The sequence below is a fragment of the Aequorivita vladivostokensis genome (assembly GCF_000952855.1).
GTDB classification, from domain to species: Bacteria; Bacteroidota; Bacteroidia; order Flavobacteriales; family Flavobacteriaceae; genus Aequorivita; species Aequorivita vladivostokensis.
Genome location: NZ_JSVU01000008.1, coordinates 1 through 19,669 on the forward strand (window position 1 = coordinate 1; position 19,669 = coordinate 19,669).

Sequence of the window (19,669 nt, forward strand, 5' to 3'; positions counted from 1 at the left end):
TAATAATACAGTAGGCGCGCGATTAATCGCGCGCCTACATTTTCCCGAAATACAATGAATAATCCGCTATTACAACCCTTCAACACCGCCCCATTTTCCAATATAAAAAACGAACATTTCCTGCCCGCAATCAGCAGATTGATTGCAGAAACCAAAGCAGAAATTGATGAAATAACTTCAAATTCTGAAGCGCCCACTTTCAAAAACACAGTCGAAGCCCTTGAAAATACTGGCGAACAATTAGATCGCGCAACCAGCATTTTCTTCAACCTAAACAGCGCCGAAACCAATGACGAAATCCAAAAGATAGCGCAGGAAGTTTCGCCTATGCTCACGGAGTTCAGCAATGATATGTTGCTGGATGAGAAATTGTTTGAAAGAATAAAAACGGTTTATAAGCACAGGGATTCCTTAAATCTTACGGAAGAACAGCACATGCTGCTCGACAAAAAATACAAGGCTTTTTCCAGAAATGGCGCCAACCTTTCCGAAGAAAAGAAAACCGAACTGCGCAAAATTGACGCAGAACTTTCAAAGTTGAAATTGACTTTCGGTGAAAATGTTTTGGCAGAAACCAACAAGTTTGAACTTCACATAACAGATGAAAAAAACCTTTCTGGCCTGCCCGAAGGCGTAATTGAAGCCGCTGCCCAAACTGCTGATGAAAAAGAAAAAGAAGGTTGGGTTTTCACTTTGGACTACCCAAGCTATGTGCCGTTTATGACCTATGCCGACAATCGCGAACTCCGCAAAAAAATGGCGATTGCCTTTGGCGCAAAAGGGTTTCACAATGACGAATTGGACAACCAGCAAAACGTTTTGCAGATTGCATCCCTTCGCCATAAACGGGCCAATTTGTTGGGCTATGAAAGTCACGCCCATTTTGTTTTAGAAGAACGCATGGCCGAAACGCCCGAAAAGGTAAAATCATTTTTAAATGAATTGCTTGAAAAAGCAAAACCTGCCGCCCAAAAGGAGTTTGATGAATTGACGGCTTTCGCGAAGGAACTGGACGGCATCGACCGTTTGGAAAAATGGGACGGCGCTTATTATTCCGAAAAATTGAAGCAGAAATTGTTCAATCTGGATGATGAAAAGCTGAAGCCGTATTTCGAATTAAAAAATGTAATTAACGGCGTCTTCAGGGTTGCTGAAAAGTTATACGGACTGCATTTTGAAGAGGTGCAAAACATCGATAAATACCATCCCGATGTAAAAACATACGAAGTAAAGGGCGACGATGGCGAACTGGTCGCAATCTTTTACGCAGACTTCCATCCGCGGGCGGGAAAAAGGAATGGTGCGTGGATGACTTCCTATAAACCGCAACGAAAAATTGAAGTTCAGATAGATCCCAATCAAGTTGGAAATTCTAATGGTAAGATACCCGCCTCCGCGGGTATTAAAAACTACCGTCCGCATATTTCAATCGTTTGCAATTTTACAAAGCCTACGGCCAGCAAGCCTTCGCTTTTGACTTTTAATGAAGTCACGACTCTGTTCCACGAATTTGGTCACGCGCTGCACGGAATGCTGGCGAACACCCACTATCCCAGTCTTTCGGGCACCAGTGTGTATTGGGATTTCGTGGAACTGCCCAGCCAGATTTTGGAGAACTGGTGCTATGAAAAAGAGACTTTGGAGCTCTTTGCAACGCACTATAAAACCGGGGAAGTAATTCCGATGGAATACGTAGAAAAAATAAAGGATTCCGCCACTTTTTTGGAAGGAATGGCAACCTTGCGCCAATTGAGTTTTGGAATGCTCGATATGGCTTGGCACGGCAGCGACCCATCGGGAATCAAGGACGTAAAAGCCTTTGAAGTCGCCGCTTTTGATGACACCCAATTGTATCCCGATGTGAAGGAAAACTGTATGAGTACTTCCTTTTCACATATATTCCAAGGTGGTTATTCTGCTGGTTACTACAGCTACAAATGGGCAGAGGTGCTGGATGCGGATGCTTTCGCTTTATTTAAGCAGGAAGGTATTTTCAACAAAAAAGTGGCGGACCGCTTTAAAGGCTTTGTACTTTCGCAGGGCGGCACCATGGACCCGATGGAGCTCTACATAAAGTTCCGCGGGCAGAAACCAGACCCCGAAGCGCTTTTAAAACGAGCGGGATTGCTATAAAAAAAGATCCGACAGGTTTTAAAAACCTGTCGGATCTTCCAATGTCAGGTCAAGCGCATCCGATAGCTGTCGGATCGAGACCTCTTCCTGCAATCAATTTGAAATTAATTCAAAATAAATTTCTTAGTAAAGGCGTGGCCATTTTCCAAAGTAAACTGCACGATATAAAAACCTTGTGCAAATTGGCTTAGTTGAAGACTTCCATTTTCGGTATTTACTTTTTCAGAAATTATTCTTTGTCCCGCTACGTTGAAAACGGAAACTTCGTTTACATTTGAAACTGTGTTGTTTAAACGGTAGTTCAAAGTTTTGTTTTTCACAAAGACCCGGATTGCATTTTCAGAGAAATCATTTACTGATAAAGTTTGCGGTTTAGCGGCTTCAATTAAAAATTCCAATCCCAGTTTTGCAAATTTTACCGAGTGGTCGGGGTCGCCAAAGAAGGAATACACATCGCCGGAACTATGTATATTTGGATTATCATCGCCAAAAGCCGCTTCAAAAGGGAAAGCCGCATCATAGCCATTATCTGCCCAACTTGCGTGATCTGAACAACCATAACCGCATTCAGTGAAACCGTAGGTAAAATTGTGGGCGGGGTTTGTGTTGTTGCTGTTATAGTGATCCATCAACTGGGTTAAATAGGTGTTCAGCGTATTGCTGTTGTACCAGTCTGTTGTAATGTAAATATCACTGCTGGAGCCGTTGTAGCCAGTCATGTCGAATTGCACGTAAGCCGCTACATCTACACCGTTATTGGCATATTCCTGCGCAATTTCAGCAGATCCCACCAGCCCAATCTCTTCTGCGGCAAAGGCCATTACTTCTATAGATCTATTGGGTACAAAATTCTTCTCTAAAAGTACGCGTACCATTTCGTTGAGCGAGGCAATGCCCGAGGCGTTATCATCTGCGCCGGGGGCGTTGTTATTGCTCGGCCAGGCCGTAGAGTCTATATGTCCTCCAATAATCACAAACTCATCGGGCGAGTTGGCGCCTTCAAAAGTGAGGATTACAGATGGCATGGGAGTATTTACATGATAAAAAATACGAGTACTAACGTCGGTTCTTCCCGCAGCCAGAATCATTGCGTCCCATTTAGACTGCTGATCCAATACGGCTTGTTCCGCCTCTGCTCTGGTATGGTATCGCGTACCGTAAGCCTCAAGTTCCAGTATATCGTCCTCAATGTTCTGCCCATCCACAAGGTCTAGACATTCGTTTACGAAAACATCTTCGGTAATACTGTAATCAATCTGTGGATTTCTACGCGGCTCACGGCTTAGGGCCTGCATCGCCAATGCTTCAGAAGCCCTGAAAATGTAGCCCGGTCCATGGGTTTTTACATTGTCATGAATACTGTGGGTAACCTCCTCTGAAAGCAGCACGGCTGCTTGTTTTTCATTGCTCGCCAAAATAGTTATACCCTCGGGATAGAGCGCCTTAAACGACACTGCATCCGCGGCATCCATTGTGGCATAAATTGTATTGCCGTTTTGAGCAAAAGCAGCAATACCAAATAATAGGAACATGCATATTCCTGAAGTAAATTTTTTCATTGGGAAATTTTCTAAAGTTAATTTTTGTAAAAATAAGACATCTGCCCTATTATTTACGTCGATCTCGAAGTTTAATTATTTGCAGCCTAATTTACTTAAAACTAAATAGGTGCAATTTTCGTATATGTTATTAAAACTTCCCTATTTTTGAAATAGGCAAAAACTATTCTTTTGGAACTACTGAATCCAGACCAATGGGTCGACAATTATGCTGATTATCTCTACAACTACACTATTGTAAGGGTAAACGACCCTATTGTTGCCGAGGATCTGATTTCGGAAACGTTTTTGGCTGGCCTTAAGTCGAAAGATAATTTTAAGGGAGAAGCCACGGAGCGCACCTGGCTTATTTCAATTTTAAAGCGAAAAATTATAGACCATTACCGAAAAACAAATTCCAAAAAAGGAAAGGCAGAAGTGCATATTTCATATAAAAACGAAGATTCCGAAGGCGATTGGCTGGAGGAAAATGCGGCCGACCCTTTTGACCGGACCGCAGAGGACCGAATGGAAAACCGCGAACTGGGACTGGCTATTTTGGAATGCTTGGAAAAACTTCCGAAAAAACAAGCAGCAATCTTTAAATTGAAAACCATTGAAGATTATGACACCGAGGCCATCTGTAAAGAATACGATATTACGCCGTCTAACCTTTGGGTAATTATCCATCGGGCACGCAAGGCTATGGCCGAGTGTTTGGAGAAAAATTGGCTTAATTAAAAAATATGAGGTTTTTTTTGAAGTGTGGCGAAGCCGCAACCATTTGCGATAAAGTGCAGTATAACGAAGCAGGAACCTTCGCAAAGTTACTGCTAAGGGCACACATTCTACTATGTAGGCCGTGTCGCGGCTACTCGCAACAAAATGTAAAATTGACCAAAACTATACATTCCGCAAAACTTAGTGCACTCTGTCCAGAGCGAAAAAAGCTTTTAAAGCAGCGTATAAAGGAGGAGCTAGATAAAGAGAAACTGCTTTAAAACATATTGAAGAAAACATAAACAAGCAACCAAAATATTGGCAGCCCTTCCACCCAAAAAGAAGAAAAATAGCGGCTTTGCTCCGTTTTTGAAATAACTAGCAACCACCCAAGCATTACACAAAAAAACAATAAACTTGTAATGTAGGCTACGTCAGATTCATCTTTGAAAAACTCAAAAACCAAACAAAACAGCAAAACCACTTCTCCCAATAATTTAGTATTCCTAACACCCAATTGCTGCGGCAAGGTTTTCAGGTTCAGCCCATCATAAGGTATATCGCGAATTTCAAACGGCAATATTAGCGCCACAACAATTAGAATACGCTGGAAGAAAGTAAGCAGCACATCGGCCGTTAAGTCAATTTCGGCCTCCACAAAAGGTAAAATAACCGTCACGCCCGCCCAAACAAAGGCAACGACAAAAATTTTCAAGCCTGAAAAATTTCGCAAGTTTTTGCTTCTTATAAAAGGAACTGCGTAAAAAAAAGTTGTCAATCCAAACGCAGCGGTTATAAGCAAAACCTTTATGGGCAATATAAAGGCTATTATAACGAGCAGCGCAAAACAAAATGCCGAAAAGACCTGTATAGTTTTTAGGGACTGTGTCAAACTCCTATGATGAAGCCCTGCTACCTTGGCGTACTTCACAAAATTGTACCCTGAAAGTGTGCTCAAAAACACAAAGGCCCATAACTCTTTTGAAATAGGTAGATTATATTCCAAAACCGTGACCGCCAGTAACGACACAACCGCCAAAGCAACGTGAATGCTGCTATTTATATAAAAAGCGAAAACACCCCTGAGTAGCTTCATACTATCAAAAATAACCAAAGTGTTTATAACCTCGCTATTTAGTTGAAAAATTAAATATTTCAACCCCGCAAAAGCTATCTATTTCGCGTTTAAAATTGTAATTTTGCCAGCTAAATTTCAACCGCAAATTAATGAACACAGATTCTTTTGCTTTAAGGCATATTGGCCCGCGGGAAGGCGACCTTCCCGAAATGCTTTCAACCATTGGTGTAAGCTCTCTAGATCAACTAATTTACGAAACTGTTCCAGATGATATTCTGCTAAAAAAGGCACTGGATCTGGACACTGCGATGAGCGAACAGGAATATCTGGAGCACATCACAGAACTTTCCACGAAAAATAAACTTTTCAAAACATATATCGGGCTTGGATATCACCAGTCTATTACGCCTCCTGTAATCCAAAGAAATATTCTAGAAAACCCGGGCTGGTACACTGCCTATACGCCCTATCAGGCCGAGATTGCACAGGGCAGATTGGAAGCTCTGTTGAATTTCCAGACCGTAGTGAGCGATTTAACGGGAATGGAGCTGGCAAACGCCTCCCTTTTGGATGAATCAACTGCAGCTGCAGAAGCGATGGCATTGCTTTACAACGTGCGCGAAAAGGAAAAGAAAAAGAACGACGCCTCCAAGTTTTTTGTTTCGGAAGAGGTTTTGCCACAAACCCTTTCGGTGCTTGAGACGCGTTCCATTCCTTTGGGAATTGAATTGGTAGTAGGCAAGCACGAGGATTTTGATTTTTCGGAAGAATTTTTTGGAGCCATTCTTCAATATCCAAGTAGGACCGGCAAGGTTTATAACTACAAAAGCTTTATCGAAAAAGCGAATGACAACCAAATAAAAGTTGCGGTAGCGGCAGATATACTAAGCTTGGTGATGTTAGAATCCCCGGGCCACTTTGGTGTTGACGTTGTTGTGGGAACCACACAGCGTTTCGGCATTCCGTTGGGTTACGGCGGCCCACACGCAGCGTTTTTTGCCACAAAGGACGAGTACAAACGCAGCATTCCCGGAAGGATTATCGGCGTTACCAAAGATACCGACGGCAACCGTGCCCTACGCATGGCGCTACAAACAAGGGAGCAGCATATTAAGCGCGACAAGGCTACTTCAAACATTTGTACCGCCCAGGTACTATTGGCAGTTATGGCCGGAATGTACGCGGTCTATCACGGGCCGGAAGGCTTAAAATATATAGCCAGAAAAGTACACAATGGCGCAGCCACCCTTGCAAATGCTTTGGAAAAATTGGGCTTTGAGCAAATTAACGAAACTTATTTTGACACCATCGCCATCAAGACCGATGCCACTAAAATCAAGTTTTTGGCAGAGGCAAAAGAGGTGAATTTTTATTATCCGAATGACGAGACGGTTTCCATTTCCATCAATGAAACCACCACTGTCAAGGATTTAAACAAGATAGTTTCAATCTTTTCCGAAGCCGTTAAAAAAGATTTTCAAAAGATTTCCGAATTGGAAACCGGCAACAGAATTCCACAGGAAGTTGCCCGTAAGACGGAATTTCTCCAACAGGAAGTTTTCAATAAATACCACAGCGAAACCGATTTGATGCGTTACATCAAAAAACTGGAGCGCAAGGATCTTTCCCTTACCCACTCCATGATTTCTCTGGGCTCGTGCACGATGAAACTGAATGCTGCCGCGGAAATGCTACCGTTGAGCGACCCGATGTGGGGCAATATACATCCATTTGTACCTGTGGAACAAGCAGAAGGGTACCAAACCATTTTGAAAAAACTAGAAAAGCAATTAACCGAAATCACAGGTTTTGCTGGCACATCCCTGCAACCAAACAGTGGCGCCCAAGGCGAATACGCCGGTTTGATGGTTATTCGTGCATATCATGAGTCACGCGGGGAAAGCCATAGAAATATCTGTTTGATTCCTTCATCGGCCCACGGAACCAACCCGGCAAGTGCCGTAATGGCGGGGATGCAGGTGGTGGTTACCAAAGCTACGGAAGAAGGAAATATAGATGTGGACGACCTTCGTGAAAAGGCAATAAAACACAAGGATAACCTATCGTGTTTGATGGTTACCTATCCTTCAACCCACGGAGTTTACGAGTCGGCAATTCGCGAAATAACAAGCATTATCCACGAAAACGGAGGCCAAGTATATATGGACGGCGCCAATATGAACGCCCAGGTAGGTTTGACAAACCCCGGCGCGATTGGCGCAGATGTTTGCCATTTGAACCTTCACAAGACCTTTGCCATTCCACACGGAGGAGGCGGTCCTGGCGTGGGGCCTATTTGCGTGGCCAAGCAGTTGGTACCGTTTTTGCCTTCAAACCCCGTTATTAAGACCGGTGGCGAAAAGGCCATTACCGCAATTTCGGCAGCACCTTACGGCAGTTCGCTGGTTTGCTTGATCAGTTATGCCTATATCTGTATGCTCGGGGTGAATGGTTTGAAAAAAGCTACCCAATACGCTATTTTGAACGCAAATTACATAAAGGAAAAATTAAACGGCCATTACGAAGTGCTTTATGCTGGCGAACGCGGCCGCGCAGCCCACGAGATGATTGTGGATTGCCGCCCGTTTAAGGCAAAAGGAATTGAAGTAACCGATATCGCCAAACGATTGATGGATTACGGTTTCCACGCGCCGACGGTTTCTTTCCCGATTGCGGGAACGCTGATGATTGAGCCTACCGAAAGCGAGAGCAAGATGTCCTTGGACCAATTTTGCGAGGCGATGATTTCAATCAGAAAAGAAATTGAGGAAGCCGACAAGGACGAACCCAACAACGTGTTGAAAAACGCACCGCACACTTTACAAATGCTTACCACGGATGATTGGGATTTTCCGTATAGCAGACAGAAAGCAGCGTTTCCGTTGGAATATATTTCCGACAACAAATTTTGGCCTTCCATTAGGAGGGTAGATGAGGCCTACGGAGACAGAAACTTGATCTGCACCTGTAACCCAATTGAAGCCTATATGGAAGCTTAAAAGTTGGCAGAGGCAGTTTACAGCAAATAGTTTTATATCAAACGGATTTACTGAAAACTGCCACTGAAAACCGAGACTAAATACCGAATTACCGAATTTTCCGTATTTTTAATGAAACTTTTCAATTTATGAATGTCAAGATAACAGGCATAGGTAGTTATATTCCGAGTGAAATTGCCAAGAATGAACATTTCGGCGACCATCATTTCTACAATGAGGACGGCACCCGGTTTGGGCAGGAAAATGAGACCATCATAGAAAAGTTTAAGGCCATTACGGGCATTGCCGAACGGCGTTATATTCCAAAAAACCTCAACACCTCGGACATTGCGGCCTTTGCGGCAGAAAACGCGATCAAAAACGCGGGAATCGATAAAGAAAATCTGGATTACATAATTGTGGCCCACAACTATGGCGACGTGCGGCACGGCTCGGTGCAGAGCGATACAGTGCCCAGCATCGCTACAAGGGTAAAACATAAGTTGCAGATAAAGAATCCGCTCTGTGTGGGCTATGATATGCTCTTTGGCTGTCCGGGCTGGATAGAGAGTATGATCCAGGCTAATGCTTTTATAAAATCGGGCATCGCCAGCAAATGTCTGGTTATAGGCGCCGAAGCGCTTTCCCGGGTAGTGGATCCGCACGATCGCGACTCGATGATCTATAGCGACGGCGCAGGAGCCGCAGTGGTAGAAGCGACCGAGGAGGCTGGTGGCATACTCAACCATTTCAGCGCGACCTATGCTTTTGAGGAGGCACATTTCATCTTTTTTGGCGAAAGCAACAATTTGGAGAAAAAAGACAACCGCCGATATATAAAAATGTACGGCAGAAAAATCTATGAATTTGCGCTCAACAATGTGCCGGATGCCATGAAAACCTGCTTGGACCAAAGTGGGATTGGCATTGACGAAGTGAAAAAAATATTTATCCACCAAGCCAACGAAAAGATGGACGAGGCCATTGTAAACCGTTTTTACAAGCTATACGACAAGGCCGCTCCCGAAAAAATCATGCCGATGAGCATCAACAAATTGGGCAACAGTAGCGTAGCCACCGTACCCACGCTTTACGACCTGGTTTTGAACGGTGAGTTAGAGGGCCACTCGATTAAAAGGGGAGATGTGGTTATTTTTGCAAGCGTTGGCGCGGGCATGAATATTAATGCTATAGTTTATAAGGTGTAAATAATTCTGAAATCCGAATTCAGAATTCAGAATTGAAAAAATGTACGAAGGCAAATTTCCGAAGAAAAGATACCATCACACTTTGCGTTTTCTAAAAGAGGTTATTTCCAAAGAAGAAAAAATTCTCGATCTGGGCGTGCCCAACCCTTTCTCTGCAATTCTTACAAAAGAGGGCTTTCAAGTTACCAATACCAAAGGCGAAGATCTCGATTTAGAGACAACTGTGGTAAAAACGGAAGAATTTGACGTGGTTACCGCTTTTGAAATTTTTGAACACTTGGTCTCGCCTTTCAATGTTTTGAAGGATATCAAAGCCAAAAAGCTGATCGCCTCGGTTCCTTTAAAACTGTGGTTTGCCTCTGCCTATAAAAGTAAGACCGACGAATGGGACCGCCACTACCACGAGTTTGAGGATTGGCAATTTGATTGGCTCTTGGAAAAAGCCGGTTGGCGCATCGTGAAAAGTGAAAAATTTACGAATCCCGTGAAAAAAATTGGCATACGGCCCCTACTGCGCAGGATTACGCCGCGGTATTATTTGGTGTATGCTGAAAGAGTTTAATGGATATCTACATCGTCATCCCCGCCCATAACGAAGAAGCACATCTCTCAAAAACGCTTCAATCCTTTGCGGAACAAACCTTTCTTCCGAAGAAAGTTGTCGTGGTAAACGATGCCTCTACCGACGGTACCCAAAAAATAATCGATCAGTTTTCCGAAGAACATTCCTTTATTGAAGGTGTCTTCTTTGATTCCGAAAACCTTCACGCGCCGGGAAGCAAAGTTATCCGGGCATTTTATCAGGGTTTTGAAACATTGGATGCTTCCTTTGATATAATCTGCAAGTTCGATGCCGACCTAATTTTTCCGAAGGATTACCTGCAAAAGATTGTGGAACATTTCAAAAATGATCCAAGCTACGGAATGGTCGGTGGGTTTTGCACCATTGAAAAAAACGGCCCGTGGGTAGTGGAAAACCTCACGGACAAAAACCATATTCGGGGAGCTTTGAAAGCTTACCGCAAAAAATGCTTTGAAGACATCGGAGGTTTAAAAAAATCCATGGGCTGGGATACGGTGGACGAGCTCCTGGCCCAATACCACGGTTGGAAAGTAAAGACCGACCCTTCGCTGCACGTAAAACATTTAAAGCCTACGGGCAAAGTCTATACAAAAGCCTCAAAACACAAACAGGGCGAGGCTTTCTATAAAATGCGCTACGGGTTTTGGCTCACGCTTATCGCTTCGGCGAAACTGGCTTCCAAAAAAGGTAGTTTTTCATTTTTCGTGGATACGATGAGAGGGTTTTCCAAAGCGAAAAGTACCTATCAGGAATTTATCGTTTCAGAAAAAGAAGGCGCCTTTATTCGAAAATTGCGTTGGAAAAACATTCGAAAGAAATTGGGGATTGGTTGATTCGGTATTCGGATCTCGATAGCTATCGGGATTGGAATTTAAAATATAACAACATCCCATTAACACTTCATCCCTTTTATATTCTTTATTTTTGCAGCATAAAATTATACCCTAAAAATGCGATTTAAATTCCCCATCCTCCTACTTTTATTGGCCCTATCGTTAAATTCCTGTGTTTCTGTGCAGGTAAAGGACAACACCGTTACCAAGGTTTCGCAAGAAAATAAAAAACCTAAAAATATCATTCTAATGATCGGCGATGGTATGGGTCTGAGCCAGGTTTCCGCAGCTATCTATTACAAAAACGGCAAACCGAATTTTGAACGTTTCAGTACAATCGGACTGAGCAAAACCTCTTCTGCCAGCGATTTGATTACTGATTCAGCTGCCGGGGCCACCGTTTTTTCCACCGGTGTGAAAACCTATAACGGCGCAATTGGTGTAAACCAAGATACCCTTGCGGTACCCACCATAGTGGAGCAATTGTCAACACGCCGTCTTGCCACGGGCATTGTTGCAACCTCTTCCATACAGCACGCCACTCCGGCAAGTTTTTATGCGCACGTAAAAAGCCGAAGAATGTATGATGAAATTACTGAGTTTGCCCCAAATTCTGGTGTAAACTTTTTTGCTGGTGGTGGACTTAAGTTTTTCAACCAAAGAAAAGATGGAAAAGACTTATTAGCTGAAATGAAAGCGAAAGACTATGAACTGATTACTAACCAACTTCCAAAAACCCCAAGTGAAAAAAATGAACTCATCTTACTCGCCGAAGACGGAATGCCGAAGATGAGCCAGGGCCGCGGCGACTTTCTTCCGAACGCCACCAAACTTGCCTTGGAAAAACTGTCAAAGAACGAAAAAGGCTTTTTTCTAATGGTTGAAGGAAGCCAGATAGACTGGGGCGGCCACGACAACGATGCAGATTACTTAATTGAGGAACTCTTGGATTTTGACAAAACTTTGGGCGTGGCCCTGGATTTTGCCAAACAGAATGGCGAAACCCTTGTGATTGTTACTGCCGACCACGAAACGGGCGGGTTCACTCTTGCATCAGACGGGAGTGATTACAACAAAATTAAGCCCACCTTCTCTACGACGGGGCATTCGGGCACTATGGTCCCTGTGTTTGCCGAAGGTCCAGGCGCTTTCCTTTTCAATGGCATTTATGAAAGCACCGAGATTTACCATAAAATGATGGCGCTTTTTGATAAATAAAAGCTAAAAAAAGCTTTTTCAATCTACAGTGCTCTAATTTTAGTATTTTAGCCATAGCGATCTTTTTTATGAAGTATTTACAGGATATTGGCTCTTATTTTTTAATGCTCAAAACGGTGTTTGGTAGTTTTACCAAAACATCGGTTTTACGGCATCTCATTTTGAAGGAAATAAACGATCTTATAATAAGTTCGTTGGGCATAGTGGCTTTTATCTCCTTCTTTGTGGGCGGGGTTGTAGCGATACAAACGGCCCTCAATATGGACAATCCCATTATACCTGATAGTTTAATAGGCTTTGCCACACGGCAATCGGTTATTTTGGAATTTGCCCCTACCTTCATTTCCATCATTATGGCCGGAAAAGTTGGTTCGTTTATTACTTCCAGCATTGGCTCAATGCGGGTAACTGAACAGATTGATGCCCTAGAAGTAATGGGAATCAACTCTCTGAATTATTTGGTTTTTCCAAAAATTGTAGCCTTGATGTTTTATCCGTTTGTTATCGTCCTTTCAATGTTTCTAGGCATTTTGGGAGGTTGGGTTGCCGGAGTTTATGGCGGGTTTACCAGTTCCTCAGATTTTATCGCTGGGGTACAGGAAGACTTTATACCCTATCAACTTTTTTATGCCTTTTTCAAAACTTTTGTTTTTGCCTTTATCCTGGCCACCGTGCCCTCTTGGCAAGGTTTCTATATGAAAGGTGGCTCGCTGGAAGTAGGTAAGGCGAGCACCAATTCCTTCGTTTGGACCAGTGTGTTGATTATTGCCGCCAACTATATTATAACCCAACTTCTCCTGAGCTCATGATAAAAATTGAAGATGTACATAAAAGTTTTGGCACCGAGGAAATCCTAAAAGGTATTACCACTGAATTTGACAAGGGAAAAACAAACCTCATAATCGGGCAGAGCGGTAGTGGGAAAACCGTTTTGCTGAAATGTCTTATAGGCCTTTTCAAACCCGAACAGGGCAAAATCTATTATGAAGACAAGGCCATACAGGAAATGGACGATGAACAGCAACGAAAGTTACGCGAAGAAATAGGAATGCTTTTCCAGGGAGGGGCTCTTTTTGACTCCATGAATATAGAGGAAAACGTAATGTTTCCCCTGCGAATGTTTACCAAGCAGAAAAAAGCCGATATGGTAGCAAGGGTAAATGAAGTGTTGAAACGTGTGAACCTTGAAAATGTGAACAAAAAATTTCCTGCCGAAATATCCGGAGGAATGCAGAAAAGGGTCTCCATTGCCAGGGCCATCGTAAACAAACCCAAGTTCCTTTTTTGCGACGAACCCAATTCGGGCCTAGATCCAAAGACGGCAACTTTGATAGATACTTTGATACAGGAAATAACCCACGAATACGATATTACCACAATTGTAGTAACCCACGATATGAACTCGGTGATGGAAATAGGTGAAAAGGTGGTCTTGCTTAAAAACGGAAAACTCGTTTGGCAGGGCACCAATCAGGAAATCTTCAAAACAGACAACGAAGATGTAACCAACTTTGTGTATTCTTCTGATCTTTTCAAAAAAATTCGAGAAGTTCAGCTAAAGGAAGGGTAATAATTATGGATATTCCGAGACCTGAAGGGTGTCCAATTTCATTTTATACTTAAGCCAAGCCTCTATTTTTTTCAAATCAGCTCTTCGCTCCCTCGACGGCACATTCTTTTTCCACCGGATGTTTATTACCGGCAGTGTATCGGTTTTTTTGAAATCGGTAGTTATCTTGTTTGAATAACTGAATGTCTCAACGTTGTCATAATTGATCTTTATTTCTTCGCTGAGCTGCTGGAAAGGAACATTTTGAATTTTCAACAGGGCTACCTCATTTTCCAAGAACCGAATCTTCTCATCCTTATCTTGAATAATCTGTTCGTTTTTCACATACAGATCTTCCAGTATTCCCGCCTTAATCTCACCCGAAAGCTTGGCGGCCATTTCACCACTTTGGTCGGCACCTTGATAGATGCGCAAACGCGTTTGCTCCAAACTTTCAGTCTCCGACAGTTCCTTGAGCCAATCGTTGATTTTGTTTTGTGGAACGGGACGGCCAATCAAATAAACATCAATATTTTTTTTCTTGTAATCCTGCGTAAACTTTACTACCTCAGCACCTTCATATTTGATTATATTTTTTACGAAGTCCTTTGTTTTATTTTCAAAAACCTGTTCTTCCAACAGCTTGATGAACAGCCATACGCTAGGCACCATAACGGCGATGGCGATAGCGGTGGCAATCTGTGCGGTCCTTTTACGGCGCTTGCTGTTGGCGTATCGCACTAACGGAAACTGCAATATTTTGGAAACGATAAAGGTGGCCAGCGCGATAAACACCGCATTTATTGAGAAAAGATAAAGTGCACCTCCGGCATACGAAGCATTGCCAATGGCCAATCCATAACCCACGGTGCACAATGGCGGCATAAGCGCGGTGGCAATGGCCACACCAAAAATCACACTCGCTATTGTTCCACTTTTGGTTTTTGCGACTATCAAGCCCAAACCGCCAAATATGGCTATCAATACGTCCAAAATGGTTGGGTATGTCCTGGCAATAAGTTCCGGTGTTTCCTCCGTAAGCGGAGAAAGCTTAAAATAAAGAAAAGCAGTAAGCACACTCAAAAAAACCATTACCCCAAGATTAATGAGGGAGCGCTTTAACGTATCCACATCATTAATGGCCACGGAAAGACCGATGCCCACAATAGGACCCATTAATGGCGAAATAAGCATCGCACCAATAACCACAGCGGTGCTACTCACGTTCAACCCAATGGAGGCAACGAATATGGAAAATATAAGAATCCAGGCAGTGTGCCCCTTAAAGGAAATATCTTTTTTAACGGCCTCAATCGTTGCGTCGCGGTCTGAGTCTGAACGGATATCAAAAAGCTCAGTCAGGAATTTTTTTATACTCTGCCATGTATTGAGTTTTACATTCTCAAACTCGTCATCGTTGGGTGTAATTTTTATATCGTTATTATTTTCAGTTGTACTCATTTACACATATTTATTACCAAATTTATGCGACACCTCGTTCAAAAGTTCTTTAATCTGCTGTTCCTTCTTCTTCGGAAACAGCAAAAGCACATCTTCTTTGTCCACCACAATATAATCCTCAATTCCGTCCAAAACAACAAGTTTCTTTTTTTCGGTAAAAATCATATTGTTCCCTGAGTTTTTCAGTAATATTTCAGCATTCACAACTGCGTTGTGTCCTTCTACTTTCTCTAATTTATCGTAAAGTGCGCCCCAGGTCCCCAAATCGTTCCAATCGAAGGTGGCTTTTTTCACATACACGTTATCTGCTTTTTCCAGAATTCCGTAGTCTATGGAAATATTTTCTGCTTCGGCATAATTTTTTTCAATGAATTTTTTTTCTTCGGAAGTGTTTAAAACAGCCATTCCTTTTGAAAACAATGAATTCATTTCAGTCAAATATTTTTCGAAGGACGCGACAATACTTTTAGCGCTCCAAATAAAGATGCCCGCGTTCCAAAGAAAATTTCCAGCCGAAAGAAATTGTTTAGCAGTTTCATAATCAGGTTTTTCACGAAATTGCTTTATTTTTTTAATTTCCGAAACATCGCTTTTGTCGCTTTCAATATAACCGTAACCTGTATTTGGAAAGCTTGGCTCAATTCCTAAAGTGAGTAAAATATTATCTTTTTCTGCTGCATCAAAACATGTTTTAATATCACTTGCAAAAGCATTTTCATCCTCAATCCAATGGTCGCTGGGCGCAACAAGCATTAGGGCGTTCGGATTTTTCTTTTTTATTTTTAAAGCAGATAGTAATATGCACGGTGCGGTGTTGCGCATGGCTGGCTCCAACATCACTTGTTCTTCTGAAATTTTCGGCAATTGTTTCAGCGTAATTTCCAGATACATTTCATTTGTAAGAATGTAGATATTTTCCGAAGGGATAATTTTATTTAGCCTTGAAAACGTTTTTTGCAGCAAAGTTTCTCCCGTTCCCAACATATCGTGAAACTGTTTGGGGAATTCTTGGGTGCTCACGGGCCAAAATCGGGAACCGATTCCGCCTGCCATAATCACTGCGTAATAATCTTTGTTCATTTAAACTATTTTAAAAATTCCACCTCAGCATTTGGATTGAAAAGATACATTCTTCCCGTGGCCACTTCCAAACATTCAAAACGTTTTACGCGCTGTTTGCCGCGCTTAAAAATTTTACCATTGTACAATCTGAAATGTCCTCCAAAGGGAATTTCAAAGATATAGTTTTTATCGTTCTCTGGGTCGAACTGCTTTAATGCCAAAGCCAATGCTGCATCGGTATCGCTGGAGGCTTTGGGGTTTTTGAAATGGCGGGCCAATAAAGGCAACAATTGATTTGGAAAAACCTCAGGCCGCAAAAAAGGCAACATCAAAAGCTGAAAGGTACGTTTCCACTCCAGCCCATGGGGTTTTATAAGCCTCCCGTATTTTGTGAACGCCTCCAAATGCGCTATTTCGTGCACGAGCGTGATTAAAAACCGATACTTATTCAACGACGCATTTACGGTTATTTTGTGCTGGCCATTGGGCATTTTTCGGTAATCGCCGTGCCGGGTAACGCGCTCGTTTACGATTTTGAGATGGACATTGTGGGTTTTTATCAGTTCAAAAACAGAAGCTACGGAAGCTTGGGGAATGTATTTTTCGAGTATTTCTGTCATAGGCGTGGAAGAGTTGCCAACTTTTCTATCAACGTCAAAAATAACCAGTCTCGTACAATATCGCGAGCGTTTCAGTGATAAAATTGTGGCTATTAATTGATTTTTTCAAAATATTTATGCTTCCATATATTTTGGTTTCAGGATATTAGAAAACATTATTTAAAACTGTTCTAAATAAACTTTGAAATTCAAAACTTCCGATTTAGATTTGCATCCAATTTAAAACCAATCTAAATAAAAATAATACAAAATGAAATTCATCACCACCCTATTTTTACTCTTGGGCGCACAGTTTATATTTTCACAAGAAATAACAGAAATCAACGGCACAGTAACAGATGTTGACAATAATCCAATTCCCTTTGCAAGCGTTTATCTTCCCGAACTGAAAAAAGGAAATGCAGCCGATGCCGACGGAAAGTTTACCATCAAAAACATACCTTACGGACTTTGGCAACTTTCGGCGAGCGCCGTGGGCTACAAAGCTTCTACCATTACCATAAATCCTAACGAGCCTGTTTTAAATGGAGTAAGTTTTCAACTCGCCCACGACAACGAACTCGACCAAGTGGAGGTTTTCGGTAACCGAAACGACCATCCCGACAAAATAGAATCAATCACCCGATTGCCGCTAAAACCTTATGAACAGATCCAGAGTATCTCAGTGCTTTCAGAAAAATTGATTGAGGATCAAGGTGCTTTGAGCATTGCCGAAGCCACTAAAAACGTACCGGGCGTTTACACTTTCGCAACCTATGGCAATAAACGGGAAAGTATGTCGTCCCGTGGATTTAGGGGGATTCCAATACTGAAAAACGGAGTACGGATCCATTCCGACTTTCGCGGTGTTGGTATATTGACCGATATGCAGGGTGTGGATAACATCCAAGTCCTAAAAGGAACCGCCTCCATTACCCAAGGCGTAGCAACCGATTTAGGAAGTCCCGGCGGAATCATAAATATCGTTACCAAAACTCCAAAATATACTACCGGAGGAAGCGTGAGTCTGCGCGGAGGAAGTTTTGGGCAAATACGTCCTACATTCGATGTTTATGGGCCACTTAACAAAGAAAAAACCATCGCCTTCCGTTTAAATGGTGCTTTGGAAAGAGCCGATAGTTTTAGGGATTTGGTGGAAAAGGAAAGTTTTTACTTCAATCCTTCCTTTGAATGGAAAATAAATGAAAAGACCACCGTAACTTTAGAATTGGATCATTATTACGACAGCCGTACCCCAGATTTGGGCACCGTAAACTTGGCTGAAAATGATATGAATGCAATTTATGATCTTCCACATTCACAGTTTTTAGGTTTTGAAAACGATCGTTCTATCACCGAAAATACTACCTATGCCATCAGGATGGATCGTGAATTAAGCGAGAAACTTACTTTAAAAGGAGCTTTCTATAGTTCGTCACTAAGCTTGAATGATAAAGGTGCCGGTTTGGGAAAAACTATTGAGGAAAATGAAATGCCTATTTACAATATTCGCCAACGCAGCTACTCCACCTCTACCCGCGATGACAACAACAGTGTACTCCAATTTGACTTGATTGGGGATGATGTTTACACAGGTTCTATAAAACACACTTTCCAAGTTGGGTTTGACTACCGTGCCTCACGGTTTAGCACTACCAGCCAATCTGCCGGAGTTGTAGATACTATTAATGTTTTTCAAAACATAGAACACAGAATGCCGAATGTTACCTTGGGAGAAGCAAATGTGAGCGGCGGAAAAACAAATTCATTAGGTTTTGTTGCCCAGGATGTGATTTCTTGGAATACTTGGCTGAAAACATTTTTAGGCGCTCGTTACAGTTCAACCGAAACGCTTTCAGAAGTTGAAAACACACGTAGCGATGCTTTTAATCCGCTGGGAGGAATTATCGTTTCGCCAATAAAAAATGTAAACGTTTTTGTTTCATACACCAATAGTTCCTATCCACGAACAGCTTCACGTTTGGGTCAAAATGGAGAAGAGTTGGGCAACGAGCGCTACGACCAATTGGAAACGGGTTTCAAAACAACTTGGCTCAACGACCGACTGCGATTTAACTTGACGCTATATAAAATCAACAACAAAAACATAAACCTTCCTGTTTATGACGAAACTTGGACAAACATTCTATACTACGCAAAAGGCGGAAACGATCAACGCCAAGGTATTGAAGTAGAACTTACCGGACGGCCACTTGAAAATCTGGAGCTGATTGGCGGGTACGCATATATTGATGCGCAATACAAGGAACACACTTCCTACGTGTATGGTTCTGCACCGCTAAATACTCCAAAACATACCTTTAATGCCTATGCCAATTATTCTTTCAGAAATAGAATTTTGGAAGGGCTTTCGGTTGGCGCTGGTGCGTATTTTACCGGAGAACGCCCTATTAACGATTGGTCGTCGGGACCTGTTACCCATCAAGGAATTGTGCCAAACCAAAAACCCTTTGATGTAGAAGCCTACACCTTGGTAAATTTTCAGGCGGAATACAAATTCAATAAAAACTGGAGTCTTCAATTTTTGCTGAACAATGTTTTCGATAAAATAGGTTACAACGCTTATAGAACCAGTTATATCAATCAAACCGATCCACGAAACTTTGCAGGAGTCCTGCGCTATAATTTTTAGTTGTTTGAGTGTTAGTTTATAAAGGCATGACTTAGGTTGTGCCTTTTATATTGTTT

General features: G+C 42.3%; 16 protein-coding genes. 11 read left to right on the top strand and 5 right to left on the bottom strand.

Translation table 11 applies throughout. The annotated features are described in order from the left end of the window. Positions 1-54: 54 nt before the first annotated feature. A complete protein-coding gene (locus MB09_RS11850) occupies positions 55-2,133 on the top strand; it encodes a M3 family metallopeptidase (RefSeq protein ID WP_045081141.1) in 2,079 nt (692 codons plus the stop codon). A 104-nt stretch (positions 2,134-2,237) separates the two neighbouring features. Here the strand turns inward: MB09_RS11850 and MB09_RS11855 are convergent, their stop codons facing one another. Next, the gene (locus MB09_RS11855) at positions 2,238-3,692 is read right to left on the bottom strand and encodes a M20/M25/M40 family metallo-hydrolase (RefSeq protein WP_052671371.1); all 1,455 of its coding nucleotides are present in this window, start codon (positions 3,690-3,692) and stop codon (positions 2,238-2,240) included. A 171-nt stretch (positions 3,693-3,863) separates the two neighbouring features. Between MB09_RS11855 and MB09_RS11860 the strand changes: the two genes are divergently transcribed. Both MB09_RS11860 and MB09_RS11865 read left to right on the top strand, forming a co-directional pair. Next, a complete protein-coding gene (locus MB09_RS11860) occupies positions 3,864-4,412 on the top strand; it encodes a sigma-70 family RNA polymerase sigma factor (protein ID WP_045081142.1) in 549 nt (182 codons plus the stop codon). A 5-nt stretch (positions 4,413-4,417) separates the two neighbouring features. Then, complete coding sequence (locus MB09_RS11865; RefSeq protein ID WP_045081143.1) at positions 4,418-4,672, top strand: hypothetical protein; 255 nt, start codon at positions 4,418-4,420, stop codon at positions 4,670-4,672. On the opposite strand, the gene MB09_RS11870 is transcribed toward MB09_RS11865, so the two are convergent. Continuing rightward, complete coding sequence (locus MB09_RS11870; protein WP_045081278.1) at positions 4,669-5,487, bottom strand: UbiA prenyltransferase family protein; 819 nt, start codon at positions 5,485-5,487, stop codon at positions 4,669-4,671. The two genes, MB09_RS11865 and MB09_RS11870, sit on opposite strands and share 4 nt — an antisense overlap. A 131-nt stretch (positions 5,488-5,618) precedes the next feature. Between MB09_RS11870 and gcvP the strand changes: the two genes are divergently transcribed. From gcvP to MB09_RS11905, 7 genes are all read left to right on the top strand, one after another. Continuing rightward, a complete protein-coding gene (gcvP, locus tag MB09_RS11875) occupies positions 5,619-8,468 on the top strand; it encodes an aminomethyl-transferring glycine dehydrogenase (protein ID WP_045081144.1) in 2,850 nt (949 codons plus the stop codon). 128 nt (positions 8,469-8,596) lie between these two features. Beyond that, a complete protein-coding gene (locus MB09_RS11880) occupies positions 8,597-9,655 on the top strand; it encodes a 3-oxoacyl-ACP synthase III family protein (protein WP_045081145.1) in 1,059 nt (352 codons plus the stop codon). 40 nt (positions 9,656-9,695) lie between these two features. Next, positions 9,696-10,217, top strand: a complete 522-nt coding sequence (locus tag MB09_RS11885; protein ID WP_045081146.1) for a methyltransferase domain-containing protein — start codon at positions 9,696-9,698, stop codon at positions 10,215-10,217. Next, positions 10,217-11,071: a glycosyltransferase family 2 protein gene (locus MB09_RS11890; RefSeq protein ID WP_045081147.1), complete on the top strand. Its 855-nt coding sequence runs from the start codon at positions 10,217-10,219 to the stop codon at positions 11,069-11,071. The genes MB09_RS11885 and MB09_RS11890 overlap by 1 nt, the downstream gene beginning before the upstream one ends. A 117-nt stretch (positions 11,072-11,188) precedes the next feature. Further along, a complete protein-coding gene (locus MB09_RS11895; protein WP_045081148.1) occupies positions 11,189-12,289 on the top strand; it encodes an alkaline phosphatase in 1,101 nt (366 codons plus the stop codon). A gap of 68 nt (positions 12,290-12,357) precedes the next feature. After that, a complete protein-coding gene (locus MB09_RS11900; RefSeq protein WP_045081149.1) occupies positions 12,358-13,098 on the top strand; it encodes an MlaE family ABC transporter permease in 741 nt (246 codons plus the stop codon). Further along, positions 13,095-13,859, top strand: coding sequence for an ABC transporter ATP-binding protein (locus MB09_RS11905; protein WP_045081150.1), 765 nt, complete (start codon positions 13,095-13,097; stop codon positions 13,857-13,859). Before MB09_RS11900 ends, MB09_RS11905 begins: the two co-directional genes overlap by 4 nt. Before the next feature lie 3 nt (positions 13,860-13,862). Here MB09_RS11905 and MB09_RS11910 read toward each other — a convergent pair whose 3' ends face one another. Genes MB09_RS11910 through MB09_RS11920 form a run of 3 tightly spaced genes read right to left on the bottom strand, consistent with a single transcriptional unit; the run spans position 13,863 to position 16,981 of the window. Further along, the gene (locus MB09_RS11910) at positions 13,863-15,299 is read right to left on the bottom strand and encodes a DUF389 domain-containing protein (RefSeq protein WP_045081151.1); all 1,437 of its coding nucleotides are present in this window, start codon (positions 15,297-15,299) and stop codon (positions 13,863-13,865) included. Beyond that, positions 15,300-16,379: a mannose-1-phosphate guanylyltransferase gene (locus MB09_RS11915; protein ID WP_045081152.1), complete on the bottom strand. Its 1,080-nt coding sequence runs from the start codon at positions 16,377-16,379 to the stop codon at positions 15,300-15,302. A 5-nt stretch (positions 16,380-16,384) separates the two neighbouring features. Then, positions 16,385-16,981, bottom strand: coding sequence for a SprT-like domain-containing protein (locus MB09_RS11920; protein WP_045081153.1), 597 nt, complete (start codon positions 16,979-16,981; stop codon positions 16,385-16,387). A 250-nt stretch (positions 16,982-17,231) separates the two neighbouring features. Here MB09_RS11920 and MB09_RS11925 point away from each other — a divergent pair, with 250 nt between their 5' ends. Next, positions 17,232-19,613 (top strand): TonB-dependent receptor, encoded by a 2,382-nt coding sequence (locus MB09_RS11925; RefSeq protein ID WP_045081154.1) that lies wholly within the window; start codon positions 17,232-17,234, stop codon positions 19,611-19,613. Positions 19,614-19,669 lie beyond the last annotated feature (56 nt).

What these genes read in the sequence shown, in the direction of transcription:
- MB09_RS11915 (WP_045081152.1), bottom strand. Translation starts at nt 16,379, where the DNA reads ATGAACAAAGATTATTACGCAGTGATTATGGCAGGCGGAATCGGTTCC.
- MB09_RS11890 (WP_045081147.1), top strand. Translation starts at nt 10,217, where the DNA reads ATGGATATCTACATCGTCATCCCCGCCCATAACGAAGAAGCACATCTC.
- gcvP (WP_045081144.1), top strand. Translation starts at nt 5,619, where the DNA reads ATGAACACAGATTCTTTTGCTTTAAGGCATATTGGCCCGCGGGAAGGC.
- MB09_RS11865 (WP_045081143.1), top strand. Translation starts at nt 4,418, where the DNA reads ATGAGGTTTTTTTTGAAGTGTGGCGAAGCCGCAACCATTTGCGATAAA.
- MB09_RS11920 (WP_045081153.1), bottom strand. Translation starts at nt 16,981, where the DNA reads ATGACAGAAATACTCGAAAAATACATTCCCCAAGCTTCCGTAGCTTCT.
- MB09_RS11885 (WP_045081146.1), top strand. Translation starts at nt 9,696, where the DNA reads ATGTACGAAGGCAAATTTCCGAAGAAAAGATACCATCACACTTTGCGT.
- MB09_RS11925 (WP_045081154.1), top strand. Translation starts at nt 17,232, where the DNA reads ATGAAATTCATCACCACCCTATTTTTACTCTTGGGCGCACAGTTTATA.
- MB09_RS11870 (WP_045081278.1), bottom strand. Translation starts at nt 5,487, where the DNA reads ATGAAGCTACTCAGGGGTGTTTTCGCTTTTTATATAAATAGCAGCATT.
- MB09_RS11910 (WP_045081151.1), bottom strand. Translation starts at nt 15,299, where the DNA reads ATGAGTACAACTGAAAATAATAACGATATAAAAATTACACCCAACGAT.
- MB09_RS11880 (WP_045081145.1), top strand. Translation starts at nt 8,597, where the DNA reads ATGAATGTCAAGATAACAGGCATAGGTAGTTATATTCCGAGTGAAATT.
- MB09_RS11850 (WP_045081141.1), top strand. Translation starts at nt 55, where the DNA reads ATGAATAATCCGCTATTACAACCCTTCAACACCGCCCCATTTTCCAAT.
- MB09_RS11905 (WP_045081150.1), top strand. Translation starts at nt 13,095, where the DNA reads ATGATAAAAATTGAAGATGTACATAAAAGTTTTGGCACCGAGGAAATC.
- MB09_RS11895 (WP_045081148.1), top strand. Translation starts at nt 11,189, where the DNA reads ATGCGATTTAAATTCCCCATCCTCCTACTTTTATTGGCCCTATCGTTA.
- MB09_RS11855 (WP_052671371.1), bottom strand. Translation starts at nt 3,692, where the DNA reads ATGAAAAAATTTACTTCAGGAATATGCATGTTCCTATTATTTGGTATT.
- MB09_RS11900 (WP_045081149.1), top strand. Translation starts at nt 12,358, where the DNA reads ATGAAGTATTTACAGGATATTGGCTCTTATTTTTTAATGCTCAAAACG.